Source organism: Aeromonas caviae (assembly GCF_000819785.1).
GTDB lineage: Bacteria > Pseudomonadota > Gammaproteobacteria > Enterobacterales > Aeromonadaceae > Aeromonas > Aeromonas caviae.
The window spans coordinates 17137-31535 of sequence record NZ_CDBK01000018.1; the positions used below are offsets into that span (position 1 = coordinate 17137).

General features: G+C 64.1%; 13 protein-coding genes. 5 read left to right on the forward strand and 8 right to left on the reverse strand.

The window, feature by feature from the left end:
- Window position 1 precedes the first annotated feature (1 nt).
- The gene (locus tag BN1120_RS02800; protein ID WP_010673460.1) at window positions 2–1567 is read right to left on the reverse strand and encodes an ATP-binding protein; all 1566 of its coding nucleotides are present in this window, start codon (window positions 1565–1567) and stop codon (window positions 2–4) included.
- A 258-nt stretch (window positions 1568–1825) separates the two neighbouring features.
- On the opposite strand from BN1120_RS02800, the gene slyA reads away from it, so the two are divergent.
- From slyA to BN1120_RS02820, 4 genes are all read left to right on the forward strand, one after another.
- On the forward strand, window positions 1826–2299 hold the full coding sequence (slyA, locus tag BN1120_RS02805) for a transcriptional regulator SlyA (protein WP_010673459.1): 474 nt from the start codon (window positions 1826–1828) through the stop codon (window positions 2297–2299).
- Between the two features lies 1 nt (window position 2300).
- Window positions 2301–3347, forward strand: coding sequence for an HlyD family secretion protein (locus tag BN1120_RS02810; RefSeq protein ID WP_042014638.1), 1047 nt, complete (start codon window positions 2301–2303; stop codon window positions 3345–3347).
- A 10-nt stretch (window positions 3348–3357) separates the two neighbouring features.
- Entirely contained in the window at window positions 3358–4386 is a 1029-nt protein-coding gene (locus tag BN1120_RS02815; protein WP_042014640.1) for a DUF2955 domain-containing protein, read from the forward strand.
- 183 nt (window positions 4387–4569) lie between these two features.
- On the forward strand, window positions 4570–4929 hold the full coding sequence (locus BN1120_RS02820) for an MliC family protein (RefSeq protein WP_042014642.1): 360 nt from the start codon (window positions 4570–4572) through the stop codon (window positions 4927–4929).
- Window positions 4930–4987: 58 nt separating this feature from the next.
- Here BN1120_RS02820 and BN1120_RS02825 read toward each other — a convergent pair whose 3' ends face one another.
- From BN1120_RS02825 to nrdD, 4 genes are all read right to left on the reverse strand, one after another.
- On the reverse strand, window positions 4988–5374 hold the full coding sequence (locus BN1120_RS02825; RefSeq protein WP_042014644.1) for an energy transducer TonB: 387 nt from the start codon (window positions 5372–5374) through the stop codon (window positions 4988–4990).
- A gap of 140 nt (window positions 5375–5514) precedes the next feature.
- A complete protein-coding gene (locus BN1120_RS20535) occupies window positions 5515–5685 on the reverse strand; it encodes a YqaE/Pmp3 family membrane protein (protein WP_010673454.1) in 171 nt (56 codons plus the stop codon).
- A 57-nt stretch (window positions 5686–5742) separates the two neighbouring features.
- Window positions 5743–6252, reverse strand: coding sequence for an anaerobic ribonucleoside-triphosphate reductase-activating protein (gene nrdG, locus BN1120_RS02835; protein ID WP_010673453.1), 510 nt, complete (start codon window positions 6250–6252; stop codon window positions 5743–5745).
- Between the two features lie 116 nt (window positions 6253–6368).
- On the reverse strand, window positions 6369–8486 hold the full coding sequence (nrdD, locus tag BN1120_RS02840) for an anaerobic ribonucleoside-triphosphate reductase (protein ID WP_041214709.1): 2118 nt from the start codon (window positions 8484–8486) through the stop codon (window positions 6369–6371).
- 439 nt (window positions 8487–8925) lie between these two features.
- On the opposite strand from nrdD, the gene BN1120_RS02845 reads away from it, so the two are divergent.
- Window positions 8926–9894: an ABC transporter substrate-binding protein gene (locus tag BN1120_RS02845; RefSeq protein WP_042014646.1), complete on the forward strand. Its 969-nt coding sequence runs from the start codon at window positions 8926–8928 to the stop codon at window positions 9892–9894.
- A 57-nt stretch (window positions 9895–9951) separates the two neighbouring features.
- On the opposite strand, the gene ligA is transcribed toward BN1120_RS02845, so the two are convergent.
- From ligA to BN1120_RS02860, 3 genes are all read right to left on the reverse strand, one after another.
- Entirely contained in the window at window positions 9952–11958 is a 2007-nt protein-coding gene (gene ligA / locus BN1120_RS02850) for an NAD-dependent DNA ligase LigA (RefSeq protein ID WP_042014648.1), read from the reverse strand.
- 99 nt (window positions 11959–12057) lie between these two features.
- Entirely contained in the window at window positions 12058–13188 is a 1131-nt protein-coding gene (zipA, locus tag BN1120_RS02855) for a cell division protein ZipA (RefSeq protein WP_039039273.1), read from the reverse strand.
- 15 nt (window positions 13189–13203) lie between these two features.
- The coding region (locus BN1120_RS02860; RefSeq protein WP_042014649.1) for a chromosome segregation protein SMC at window positions 13204–14399 on the reverse strand (1196 nt) is incomplete at its 5' end.

Consider the following 14399-nt stretch of genomic DNA (forward strand, 5'->3'; position numbering starts at 1 on the left):
CTTACACCAATTGGTTTTTATTCAAATAGATACCGAACAGGGTCGTCTGCTCGGCGGTGCGGCGCCATTCTATCACGCCCCCCCGCCTGGCCACCGTCTTCTTGACCAGGAAGAGGCCGACCCCGTGATCCCCGGTCTGGCGGCTGACACCGTAGTCGAACAGGTGATCCGCCAGCGCCTCGTCCACCCCCTCGCCACTGTCCTCCACCTCGATCACCAGCCGCCGCCCCAGATCATCGAGGGAGAGCAGCACCCTGGGCGCGGCGTGCTCGCGGTTCCCCCAGGCGGCGCGAATGCCGTTGTCCAGCAGGTTGCCGATGCAGGTGATGAGATCCGCCGACACCTCGGCCGGATACTCCCCGAGGGCCGACCCCGCATCCAGCACCAGCTCCACCCCCAGCTCCCGCGCCCGGCTGAACTTGCCGAGGATGAGCCCGGCCACCGGCTTGTTCTCGATGACCCGCAGCAGATCCTGCAACATGTTCTGGCAGGCTTCGTTCTCCTGCTGGATGAGGTCTACCGCCTGATCCACGTGGCCGAGTTGGAGCAGACCGGAGAGGCTGCTGAGCTTGTTGGCGAATTCATGGGTCTGGATGCGCAGCATCTCGCCGTACTGGCGCAGGTGGGTCACCTGCATGCCTAGGCTGCCGGTGCCGTCTGGCCGGCTGAAGATGAGCATGCGCCCCGGCTCGCGACCGCTGAGCTCCTGCCAGTGGCCGACGAAGTCATCCCCCTGCACGGTGAACCTGACCGCCCCCCCTTGCTGCAACGTGGGCACGAGGCCGGGGGCCAGCTCCGCCAGGGAGCGGCCCAGCAGGGCGTGGCGCCCGGTGCCGGGCAGTCGCAACTGATAGAAGGCGGCGCTGTTGAGCATGGTGATCCTGTGCTGGTTGTCCAGGGCCACTATCCCCTCCGAGATCCCCTCCAGCACCAGATCCTGCTGGGCGAAGCGATTGGCGATGGTTTCCGGCTCCAGATCCAGCAGGGTGCGCCGCAGCAGGTGCTGCACCCAGAGCGCCAGCAGCAGGCCGCACCCCAGCACCGCCGCGATGGCGCCGACCAGCAGGGCGATCCGCTCCTGATAGGTGCCCTCCACGGTGCGCATCAGATAACCCACCGCCACCGCGCCGATGGCCTGGCCATCGGGCCCCACCACGGGAGCGAAGCAGCGGATGGCGGGGCCCAGGGTGCCCACGTCCCGGGAGCAGTAGCTCTCGCGCGACTGGAGTGCAGGCCAGATGTCCTCCCCCCGGAAGGTCTGGCCCACCAGCTCGGGGGAGGGGTGGCTCAGGCGCCTGGCATGTTCGTCGGTCACCACCATGTAGGCGGCGTCGGTGCGGCTGCAGATCCCCTGCACATAATCCCGCAGCCCGGGATCGCTCCCCTTCTCCAGGGCCCGGACCACCCGGCTGTCCGCCGCCAGCACCCGGGCCAGATCGCTCCCCTTCTCCTTCAGGTTGTTCTCCAGCAGGTGGCGCATGAAGAGGGCGAGCAGACAGCCCAGGATCAGGATCAGCAGCAGTGACAAGCCAAGCGAGAGGGTGACTAGCTGGTGGCGCAGTTTCATCGTTCAACCTTGCAGCGGACAGGAAAGCCCAGGGTGAGGGTGTCCCCCGGCCGGGTCAATGGCCAGCCTGGCGCACCTCAAAGGTGGCCACTCTAGCGCCTCCCCCGGCCGTTGTCGGTTAGCTGGCCCGCAAAGCCATATAAAAACTTAAACACCACGGCCCGGGCAAAAAACCTGAACGTGAGCTGTATCACACTATTTACTTAGCCTGCGAAATAAATATAATGCTTCGCAAGCTAAGTAATTGAGGTGCCCGTCATGAAAAAGGATCTGGAGATGTTGCGAGAACTCTCCCTCGCCGAGCAACTGGGGCGATTGCACCGGCTCTGGCGGACCGTGGCCGATCTCGAGCTGGCACCTCTGGGGCTCACCCATCCCCGCTGGACCGCCCTGTGGAAACTCAGCCGCCTCGGCGGCCACCTCAGCCAGAAGACCCTGGCCGAGGCCCTGGAGATAGAGCTCCCCTCCCTGATGCGGACCCTGGGTCAGCTCGAGGAGCAGGGGCTGATCGAGCGCCATTGTTGCAGCCAGGACAAGCGGGCCCGCATCGTCACCCTGACCCCGGCGGGCAAGGCGCTGCTCGATCAGATCGAGGGCCGCATCATCGCCGTGCGCCGGGAGCTGCTCACCGGCATCAGCCAGCAGGAGCTGGCCCAGTTTGAAGACATTGTGCACCGCATCTCCGCCAACGCCCTCGGCAAGATAGCCGCACAGCATGAAGAGAGAGAATAAGATGACACCGGATCAACAATTCAAGCGCTGGATAAAGTGGGCCATCGTCTGCTTCGTCCTGGTGTTTGGCTACTTTCTGCTGGCCGACATCAAGATGCCCCTGACCCCCCAGGCCATGGCCACCCGGGTCGTCACCCGGATGGCCCCCCAGGTCAGCGGCAAGGTGGTCGAAGTCGCCGTCGCCAACAACCAGCACGTCAAGCAGGGGGATCTGCTGTTCGCCCTCGACCCGGAACCCTTCCAGCTCGCCGTGGATCAGGCCAGGCTCGCCCTGGATCAGGCCAGGCAGCAGAACCGCCAGCTGGACGCGACCCTGACCGCCTATGAGGCGGAGTACAGCTCGCTGCGCACCCAGGCCGACCAGAAACAGCGGGAAGCGGCGCGCATCGACGCCCTCTACCGCCGTCACATGGTCTCTGAACAACAGAAAGATGACGCCGACAGTACCGCCCGTGCCAACCTGCTCGGCAGCCAGGCCCGGGTAGAGCAGGCCCGCGTCAACCGCGGCTTGCCAGGGGAAGACAACCTGCTGCTGCGCCAGGCCCGCAACCGCCTCGCCCAGGCCGAGCTCAACCTCGCCTACAGCCGGGTTCATGCGAGCCAGGACGGCATCATCACCAACTTGCAGCTCAAGCCTGGCAGCGTGGCCAATGCGGGTTCCCCTCTGCTGGCCCTGGTCTCCGAGCAGGTGGACGTGATCGCCGATTTTCGCGAGAAGAGCCTGCGCCACGTCAGCGCCGGCAGTCAGGCCCTCGTCGCCTTCGACGGCGAGCCCGGTCGCCTCTATCCTGCCCGCGTCGCCAGCCTGGATGCCGGGGTCAGCGCCGGCCAGTTTGACGCCAACGGCCAGCTTGCGAACCCTGTCGAGTCCGATCGCTGGGTGCGGGATGCCCAGCGCCTGCGCCTGCACCTGACCCTGGAGCAACTGCCCGCCCATCTGCCGGCCGGGGCCCGCGCCACGGTGCAGCTGCTGCCGGACAACACCCTGACCGGGCTGCTGGCCCGCGGCCAGATCCGTCTGCTCAGCCTGCTGCACTACATCTATTGAGATGACGACCATGAACCTGTGGCACAGACCCCTCACCCCCAACGAACTGCGCCAGTGTCTGCGCATCGCCTTTGGCTGCACCCTGGGGTTTGTGCTGTGCAAGATCTTCGGCTGGAGCAACGGGGTCTTCTTCACCGTCACCCCGGTGCTGCTGCTCGGCCTGGTGCCGGTGATGAACGGTCACGCCGCCCGCCAGCTCATCGCCTCCGCCGCCATGTGCGGTCTGGAAGTGGGGCTGCTCGGCGGCCTGTTCGGCGGCCACCCTGGGCTCATGACCCCCCTGGTCTTTTTGCTCTTCCTCTACCGTTTCGCCGCCATGTCCCGGGGCAGCCTGTTCCTGTTCGGTGCCAACGGGGTGCTCAGCCTCAGCATCATGCTGCACTTTGCCAGCTACCCCGGGATTGATCTGAACGACCTCATCTTCAGCAATCTCTGGGCCAGCGTCCTGTCGGTGCTCATCGCCTATCTGATGACGGCCCTCATTCCGGACGTGGAGGAGCGCCCCAGGCCGGCCCCCTCCCCCAAGGCGCCGCACCGGATGCGCCACGAAGCCCTGCTGGGGGCGTCCATCGCGACCCTCTCGTTCCTGGTGTTCCAGATCTTCGATCTGCGCGACTCCATGTCCGCCCAGGCCACCACCCTGCTGCTGCTCTTCCCCATGCACTGGAACGGCGCCCTGGACTATGCCCGCAAGCGGGCCATGGGCACCCTGCTGGGGGTGAGTTTCGGCATCCTGGGGCAGCTGGTGCTCTATGACTGGTCCGGCTTGCTGCTGCTGGTGACCCCGGTGCTCTGGCTCGGCGCCATGCTGTTCAGCTATGCCCATGTGAAGGAGTCGAGCGGCTCCGGAGTCGGCTTCGGTGCCCTCACCACCCTCGGCATCCTGTTCGGCCAGTACCTGACCCCGGGCAACGACCTGGTGTTCAGCGCCCTCTATCGGGTGAGCAGCATCCTCTTTGCCATCGTGGTCACCCTGCTCGCCTGCTACCTCATCCACCGGCTGCTCAATCGCTTCGAGGCGACACGGTTCGGCCACTGACCCTTTTCTGCAGCCATTGGACGGCTCCCTTTCGCCCCGCTTGCCTGCCGGGGCGTTTTTTTGCCTGCCCCACGGACCAGAGGGAGACGGACGCATCCCGACGCAGGGCTCCTGCCATGAGGTTGCAGTTGTGCCTCATCCTGTTAGGCTCAAGGCCATATGACACCGTTGTGAGGATCAAACATGAAACACGCCAGGCTCTTTCTACTGGGGGCGGGCGCCATCACCCTGCTCGGCGGCTGCGATCTGGGTAGCGGCAAGCTGGGAGTGACCGGCGGCGATCCCGTCACCTATCTGTGTGAACAGAACCAGAAAGTGCAGGTTCGCTACTTCTCCCTCTCGGACGAGAGCCTGAACTTCGTCAAGCTCTCCCTCCCCGATGGCAAGGATTACACCCTGCCCCAGGCGGTTTCCGCCTCCGGCGCCCGCTATACCGACGATCACGAGGTGGTCTGGTGGAACAAGGGCAAGGAGGGGTTCGTCGAGATGCGCGATGACGCCGGGGAGTGGCAGAGCCGTTACAACGATTGCAAGGAGCAGTGATCCGCGCCGTCATGGCACAGAGCCCACACGAAACACCCCGGCCTGGCCGGGGTGTTTGTCATTTCACTTCCACTTCAAATCGGGCCACAACCCGAGCCGGAATGGCTTGCAGATTCTGCTCCGATGGCCGGTAGCGCAGCTGCGCCAGCCCGGAGATGGCGATGAGATCCAGTACGCCGGGGTGCTGGGACTCCAGTACCTCTGGGCTGAACAGCGTGCCATTGGAATCGATGAGGTAGCGAAGGGTCACATACCCCTTGACCGGCCTCTTCGCCGGCAGCCCCCCGACCGGGTTAAAAGTGATGGCATCCCCCACCAGCACCCAGTATTCGGGCAGCGTTTCCCAGGTGACATCCACCGGAGGCTGATTCAGCTTGGCGGTGGGGCTGGCACAGCCCCCGAGCAGGGCCAGGGCGGCCCACAACAACAATCCTTTCACTCGCACTCGACATTCCCTCTTCGTTGTATCGCTCGACTCCATGAGCGACGCGCCAGTGTCAGTCAAAGGGGCTCATCCGGGAAGCCCCCATCTGGCAGGCAAAAAAAAGCCAACCCCGGAGGGCTGGCCTTGTGATCTCTCACGGCTCAGGCGCGCTTGTCGCTTACCACCAGCCAGAGGGCATGGACCATGCCGGGCAGACCGCCCAGCAGGGTCAGCACTATGTTGATGAGGAAATGGAGGCTGAAGCCTACCTGGATAAAGGCGCAGACCGGGGGGAGAAAGATGGCCAGCAGGATCTTGAGCAGATTGTTCATCGGGATTCCTCGTGTAAACAGCGCTTGGGGTTGGCCTAACCATAAACACCCAAGGCCTCAACTGCAAACCAGACAGGGGATCCGCTCTCCTCCTTTCCGCCAGGCGTTGAGGTCGTGAACCATCTGGTTGCTGCTGCCGCGCCAGAGCAGACCGGGATCCGCCAGGGCCTTCTCGAACCTGCCATCCACCAGCACGTCCAGCAAGGCCACCAGCTCCCGCTGGGCCGGGCTGAGATCGGCCAGCAGATAGCCGGTCCAGCACCAGATGTCCTTGCCGGGGCACTCGGCCCGCACCCGCTTCACCAGCGCCAGCACATGCGGCACGTTGGCGGGGTGGAGCGGATCGCCGCCGGAGAGCGACAGTCCGCGCCGCTTGATGCGGCTGTCGTTGAGATCGTGAATGATGCGATCGCTCATCGCCTCATCGAACGGCTTGCCCCCATCGAGCCGCCAGGTGCTCTGGTTGTAGCAGCCGGGACACTGGTGCTCGCAACCCGACACGAACAGGGTGGCGCGGGTGCCGGGGCCGTTGATCACATCGACCGGGTAGTACTGGTGGTAGTGCATTCGAGTTCTCTGGGTTAACGGCCAACCCCCTCCCAACCTCCCCCTTCGAAAGGGGGAGGAGCTTCTTTTTTGCCCCCTCCCCTGCCAAGGGGAGGGCTGGGGTGGGGTCTGCTCGCTTACATATGCTTGACGCGGCGCTTCACCTCTTCCTGCTTGCCCGCGTTGAAGGGGCGCGCATCCGGGCTGCCGAGATAGCCGCACACCCGGCGGGTCACCGACACCTTGGCCGGGTCGTGGTTGCCGCAACGCGGGCAGGTGAAGCCCTTGGAGGTGCACTCGAACTCGCCGGTGAAGCCGCAGTCGTAACACTCGTCGATGGGGGTGTTGGTGCCGTAATAGGGCACCTTGTCATAGCTGTAGTCCCAGACATTCTCCAGCGCCTCCAGGTTGTGCTGGATGTTGGGGTACTCGCCGTAGCAGATGAAGCCGCCGCTGGCGATGGGCGGATAGGGCGCCTCGAAGTCCAGCTTGTCGTAGGGGTTCACCTGCTTCTCCACGTCCAGGTGGAAACTGTTGGTGTAGTAGCCCTTGTCGGTCACCCCGGCCACCACGCCAAACTCCTTGGCATCGATGCGGCAGAAACGGGTGCAGAGGTTCTCGCTCGGGGTGGAGTAGAGGCTGAAGCCGTAGCCGGTCTCCTCCTTCCACTCGTCGGTGGCCGCCTTGAGCCGCGCGATGATGGCGATGGCCTTCTGGCGCAGGGTCTCGCTGTCGAACAGGTGGACGTCGGTGCCATAGAGGGCGTTGATGGTCTCGTGTACCCCGATGTAACCCAGCGAAATGGAGGCGCGGCCATGTTTGAAGATCTCGCTGATGTTGTCATCGGCCTTGAGGCGCACCCCGCAGGCCCCCTCCATGTAGAGGATGGGCGCGACCCGGGCCTTGACCCCGTCCAGGCGCTTGATGCGGTACATGAGCGCTGTCTTGGCCACCCGCAGGGCGGCGTCCAGCTTGTCCCAGAAGTCCGCTTCATCGCGGGATTTCAGGGCAATGCGCGGCAAGTTGAGGCTCACGACCCCCAAGTTGTTGCGCCCCTCGTGGACCAGCTCGCCATTCTCTTCGTAGGCACCGAGGAAGGAGCGGCACCCCATGGGGGTCTTGAAGGAGCCGGTCACCTTGACCACCTGGTCGTGGTTGAGGATGTCCGGGTACATCCGCTTGGAGGCGCACTCCAGCGCCAGCTGCTTGATGTCGTAGTTGGGATCCCCCTGCTTGTGGTTCAGGCCATCCTTGATGGCGAACACCAGTTTCGGGAAGACGGCGGTCTTCCTGTTCTTGCCAAGGCCGGCGATGCGGTTGCCAAGGATGGCGCGCTGGATGAGGCGCGATTCCCAGCTGTCACCCAGGCCAAAGCCGAAGGTGACGAACGGCGTCTGACCGTTGGCGGTGTGCAGGGTATTGACCTCGTATTCGAGGGACTGGAAGGCGTCGTGGCACTCCTTCTCGGTGCGGGCCATGGCATAGGCATCCACGTCCTGGATCCCCCACTCCTCGGCCACCTCCCGGTGCTTGTGCCAGCTGATGGTCACATAGGGTGCCAGCACTTCGTCGATGCGGTTGATGGTGGTGCCGCCATAGATGTGGCTCGCCACCTGGGCGATGATCTGGGCGGTCACCGCGGTGGCGGTGCTGATGGATTTGGGAGTGTCTATCTCCGCGTTGCCCATCTTGAAGCCGTGGGTCAGCATCCCCTGCAGATCGATCAGCATGCAGTTGAACATGGGGAAGAAGGGGGAGTAGTCGAGATCGTGGAAGTGCAGGTCGCCGCTCTCATGGGCCTGCACCACGTCACGGGGCAGCATGTGACTGATGGCGTAATGCTTGGCGACGATGCCCGCCAGCAGGTCACGCTGGGTCGGAATCACCTTGGAGTCCTTGTTGGCGTTCTCGTTGAGCAGGGCCGCGTTGGTCTGCTCCACCAGGCCGCGGATCTCCTGGGCCAGGCGACCCCGGGCCTCGCGGGCCTGATCCCGGTCGTGACGGTATTCGATGTAGGCACGGGCGATGGCCTTGTCGTCGGAGGCCATCAGGTGGTTCTCGACCCGGTTCTGGATCTCGTGGATGTCTACCTCCCCTCGCCCCTCCAGCTCCTGGCTGACGGCGGCGGCAATGCGCTCTGCCAGCGCCGGACTGGCCTGATTGACCGCGGCCGCCGCCCGGCTGACCGCATCGCGGATCAGTTGGCCATTGAATGGTGCACGACATCCATCGCGTTTGATCACTACCGGTTTCATCGATTTTCCCCGTATTGAAAGACCTGGTGGCCACCCTCGGCTCACCCTCGTTGAGTCCCCTTCTCCACGCCCGTCCCCGGCGCAAACAAGGTCCGCCAAGGCTTGAAACACCTGGGCTGACACTGAGAGGGCGACCACTTATGCACAGCTTTATGACACTATATATGGGTGTTTTTTTTATGCTCACCCCTATATGTGGGGTCTATTAGGCACCAAAGCGGTACCCTGTTTCTTGATCCAGAACAGGTTTTGGAAGGAGTGGGGCAGTTCACGACCAGCGCCAAAAGGCGCTCTTTTTGCTCACCCCAGACGGGATGCGGGCTCCCGCCCGGCAAGGGATAAAAAGAGAGGGGCACGCCTTCCGACAACAATTGACCGAGGCGCCAGAGAGCGGGAGAGCACATACTGGGGAACAGTCTCTCCCTTGCGGAAAACACACGTGACCAAGGTCTTGCTCCTGCTCTCCCTCCTCCCCCTCCCGCTGCTGGCCGCCGATATCCTGGTGATCAGCAGCTATCACCAGAGCAACCAGTGGGATCAGAGCTACAGTGCCGGCCTCGAGCAGCACCTCAAGCAGGCGCATCACCTCGGCTATCTCTATCTGGACACCAAGCGCCAGCCCGGCCAGACCCGTGACGAACTGCTCGCCAAGGGAATGGCCGCTTACCGGGCCCACCAGCCGGCGCTGGTGATCCTGGGGGATGACAACGCCATCAACGCCCTCGCCCGACCCATCGCCGCCCGGGGAACGCCCGTGGTGTTTCTCGGGATGAACGAGAATCCGCGCCCCAAGGGGCTGGTCGGCCACCCCCTGATCACCGGCGTACTGGAACGCCCCCTGCTCAAGCGCAGCATCAGCGAGATGAGTCAGTTGATGGGAGGACTGGAGCGCGCCCTGGTGCTGTTTGACGAAAGCGAGGTGTCCCGCACCGCCGTCGCCCACGAGTTCAAGGGGCGAGGCGAGCTGACGATCGGCCAGATCCGGGTCAGCAGCCGCCAGTTCACCGACTACGGACGCTGGCAGGAGGCAGTGCTCGCCAGCCGAAAAAACGGCTATCAGGCGCTCTTCCTCGGCCTCTACCACACTCTCACCGACGCGCAGGGCCAGCATGTGAGCGAGCAACAGGTGCTGGCATGGACCAGCGCCAACAGCCCGGTGCCACTGTTCTGCTTCTGGGCCTTTGCGGTGGGCAGGGGAGCCGCCATCGGCGGCCTGGTGCTCGACGGCCACAGTCAGGGAGAGAGAGCCGCCGAACTGGCCAATGCCATCCTCTCGGGCACGGCGCCCGGCGCCCTCTCCCCCCGCGCCGCATCCCGCGGGGAATATCTGTTCAGCAAGAGCGAACTGGCACGCTGGCACCTGACGGCTCCCGATGCCTGGCAGGACAAGGTGAGTTACGTCGAGTGAGCCCACCAACGACAAACCCGGCCAATGGGCCGGGTTTGTCTGCTCAAACGTGCATCCTCAGGGCTGAATGGCCGCCTGCAACTCGGCTTCGGTCCAGATGGTGATCCCCAGCTCCTGGGCCTTGGCGAGCTTGGAGCCTGCCGCCTCCCCCGCCACCAGCACGTCGGTCTTGGCCGACACGGAGCCCGCCACCTTGGCCCCCAGGGCCTGCAGCGCCGCCTTGGCGTCGTTGCGGGACAAGGCGGTGAGGGTGCCGGTCAGCACGAAGGTCTTGCCGGCAAAGGGCTGATCGCTTATCTCTTTCTTCTCGATGGCCGGCCAGTGGATACCGGCGGCCAGCAGGGCGTCGAGCACCTCGATGTTGTGGGGCTGGCGCAGGAAGTAGTAGACGTGCTTGGCCACTATGTCTCCCACGTCAGGCACCTCCAGCAACTGCTCCACCGAGGCGGCGCGCAGGGCATCCAGGGTGAGGAAGTGGTTGGCGAGGTTCAAGGCGGTCGCCTCTCCTACTTCGCGGATCCCCAGGGCAAACAGGAAGCGGGGCAGGGTGGTGCTGCGGGCGGCATCGATGGCGGCCACCAGGTTGAGGGCCGATTTTTGCCCCATCCGCTCAAGCCCGGCCAGCTGGATGGCGTTGAGGCTGAACAGGTCCGCCGGGGTCTTCACCAGCCCCTTGTCCACCAGTTGCTCCACTATCTTGTCGCCAAGGCCATCCACATCCATGGCGCGACGCGCCGCGAAGTGCTTGATGGCGGCCGCCCGCTGGGCCTCGCAGAAGAGACCGCCGGAACAGCGGGCCACGGCCTCCCCTTCCAGCCGCTCCACCGCCGAGCCGCACACCGGGCACTCGGTCGGGAAGAGGATCGCGCGGGCATCCGCCGGGCGCTGCGCCTCCACCACAGCCACGACCTGAGGGATCACGTCCCCCGCCCGGCGCACGATCACGGTGTCGCCGATCATCACGCCAAGGCGCGCGATCTCGTCCGCATTATGCAAGGTGGCGTTGGACACGGTGACGCCGCCGACAAACACCGGCTTGAGCTTGGCCACCGGGGTGATGGCACCGGTGCGGCCCACCTGGAACTCGACGTTCTCAAGCGCCGTCATCTCCTCTTCTGCCGGGAACTTGTGGGCAGTGGCCCAGCGCGGCGCGCGGGCAACGAAACCGAGCTCCCCTTGCAGGGCGATGTCATCCACCTTGTAGACCACGCCGTCGATCTCGTAGGGGAGATCCCCACGGCGCGCCAGAATGTCGTCGTGAAACGCCTGACAGCCGGCGGCACCCTCTTTCAGCTTCACCTCGGGGCTGAGCGGCAGACCCCAGGCCTTGAGCTGATTGAGGCGACCGAAGTGGGAATCCCCCAGCTCGTCGCCACCGACTCCCACGCCGTAGGCATAGAAGCTGAGGGGGCGGCTGGCGGTGATGCGTGAATCGAGCTGGCGCAGGCTGCCGGCAGCGGCGTTGCGCGGGTTGACGAACACCTTCTCCCCCGCCGCCAGCGCATCGCGGTTCATCGCCTCGAACCCCGCCTTGGGCATGAAGACCTCCCCACGCACCTCCAGCCGCGCCGGCCACCCCTGGCCGCGCAGAGTCAGGGGAATGGCCTTGATGGTGCGCACGTTCTCGGTGATCTCCTCCCCCGTGGTGCCGTCCCCGCGAGTGGCGGCCTGTACCAGCTGGCCATCCACGTAGAGCAGGCTCACCGCCAGACCGTCGAGCTTGGGCTCGCAACAGAAGGTGAAAGTCACCTCCCGCTTGAGGCGATCACCCATGCGTTGCTCGAACGCCTGCAACTCCTCGCTGCTGAAGACGTTGTCCAGACTCAGCATGGGGATCTCGTGGCGTACCTGCTTGAAGGCGGTCAGCGGCTGGCCCCCCACCCGCACGCTCGGCGAGGCCGGGGTTTTCAGCTCGGGATGCTCGGCCTCCAGCGCGATGAGCTCGCGCATCAGGCGATCGTATTCGGCGTCCGGCACCGTGGGGTTGTCCAGCACATAGTACTGATGGCCGTACTCGGTCAGCAGCTCACACAGTTGACGGTGGCGGGAGAGGATATCGCTCATGAAAAAGTCTCGAAGTGTGATGGAACATTCAGTCTGGGGCAGAAACAAAAATGCGGCACCGGGGTACCGCACTTTTCATTGTTCAAGCCCCATGGCGCATCAGTCGCGGCTGGCCTCGTAGGCCGCCAACTCGTGACGGTAGCGGGCGATGTCGTCGTCGCTGAGGGGACTGCGCGAGGCGTCGGTCAGCATGGCATCGAGATCGCTCGCCAGCTGATCCGCGGCCTGCAACATGTGCTCGAAGGCGAAGGCGGCATTGCTGCGAAGGGGCAGTTGCATGAAGAGGGACACACCCGGGGTGCTGAACTGCTCCATGCGATAGGGGTTGAAGGTACCCGGCTTGACCATGTTGATCATGGAGAAGAGCACTTCACCCTTGCCGCCCAGATCTTCGTGACGGTGGAAGATGTCCATCTCGCCAAACTTGAAGCCCAACGCCAGCAGGGAAGAGAGCAGGGTCGCACCTTGCAGATCGTGGCCGGGACGGGCCATCAGGTTGATGACATAGACATCCTGCCAGATCTTCTCGACCGGGGCCGGAGCGGGTTCTGGCTCGGCTGCGTGAACCGGCTCTTCATAGGCTGGCTCGTCATCGTAAGCGGGCTCTTCATAAGCCGGCTGGGCGTAGCGGGGAGCCTGCTGGGCAACCGGTGCCGGCTCGCGTGCACCGAAGGTCGGCGCCTGAGCATAGGCCGGCTCCACCAGCGGCTCTTCGTCCAGCGGCTGCATCATGGGCTCGCGCTGCGGACGGGAACGGTGTACCGGGGTACGGCGGATCACCTGTGCAGGTTTGCGCACCGGCGCGGCAGGGGCCTCTTCAACAGGGGCGGCAACCGGCTCGTCATAGTCCTCTTCTTCCTCATACACAGGCTGAGGGGGGACAGGGCGAGCGGCAGGCTTGCGCACCACGGGAGGCGGCAGATCGGCGTCGTCATCTTCATCATCGAAGGCGGGAACGGGGGCGACACGGCGGGGTTCGGGCTGACGGGCCTCGTCGCTGCGCAGTTTGGGCTCGGCACGACGGCCACCGCTCACCACACGCACCTGACCGATGCCATCGCTGTCGAAGGCGTCGTTGTCACGCTCACGGGACTTGGACTCCATCCGACCCAGGGGTTTCTCCTTGATCGGTGCCTGACGATTCTTTCTGTTGCTCCACAACCCGTGAATGAGCAATGCCGCGATGGCAATACCGCCCAGGGCAACCAAGATGTAACGCAATTCCTGCATTAGCTGCTTCTCTTTCTAGTTTTGCTCAGCCAAAGCGACGGCTTCACCGATATCGACCGACACTATGCGCGAAACCCCGGGCTCTTGCATCGTGACGCCAACCAGCTGCTCGGCCATCTCCATGGAGACCTTATTATGACTGATGTAAACGAACTGTACTGTGCTCGACATCTCTTTGACAAGAGAACAGAAGCGACCGACGTTCACTTCATCGAGCGGTGCATCCACCTCATCCAGCAGACAAAATGGTGCTGGATTGAGTCTGAAGATGGCAAAAACCAGCGCAAGGGCGGTTAGCGCCTTCTCCCCCCCGGAAAGCAGGGCAATGGTAGCATTCTTCTTGCCCGGAGGTCTTGCCATGATGCTCACTCCGGCCTCCAAAAGATCATCCGAGGTCAGCTCAAGCCAGGCACTGCCCCCCCCGAACACTTTTGGGAACAGGGATTTTAAATCTTCATTGACCTTATCGAAAGTGTCGCGGAAGCGTATTTGTGTTTCTTTATCAATTCTTTTAATGGCTTGGCTCAAGGTGTCGAGGGCCTGTTCCAGATCCTGGCACTGATTTTCCAGGTAGCTTGAACGGGTTTTCGCCTCCTCATACTCCTCCAGTGCCGCCAGGTTGATGGCGCCAAGCGCCTCCACCTGCGCCTCCAGCGTCTGGATCTCCTGGCGCAGCTTGCCGCGATCAGCGGCAATCAGCACAGCCTGATCGAGGTCCACCAGGCGCACGCCCAGCTCTTCGAACTGCTCGTGCAGTCCCTGCCGGCGCGTCAGGTTGCGCTCGCGCTCGAGCCGCAGAGTCGCCAGCTTCTCCTGAATTTTCACCAGCTGCTTGTGATCGGCGCTTCTGGCCTGCTCCAGCTCGGTCAGCTGACGATCCAGCTCTGCGAGCCGTTGGTGACAGGCCAGTTGCTGCGCCTCAAGATTGCGCTGTTCGACCAGCAGGGGCGACAGATCCTGACTCGGAGCGGCCTCTGGCTCCTTGAGTTCCGCCAGCTCCAGGCCGAGACGGGCCAGCTCCTGCTCGCGCAGCGTGATGAGCTGGCGCTGGTTCTGCTGCTCCAGTTGCAACCGCTGGCAGGCCGCCTGCTGCTGCTCCCGGCGAAGGCGCGCTTCTTCCAGCGCCCGCTCCGCCCCGCTTACCTGCTCCTGGGCGAGCAGCAGCGCCTCGGCGAGTACCTCCCCCTGCTCCTGCTGCTCGCCAAGGAGCA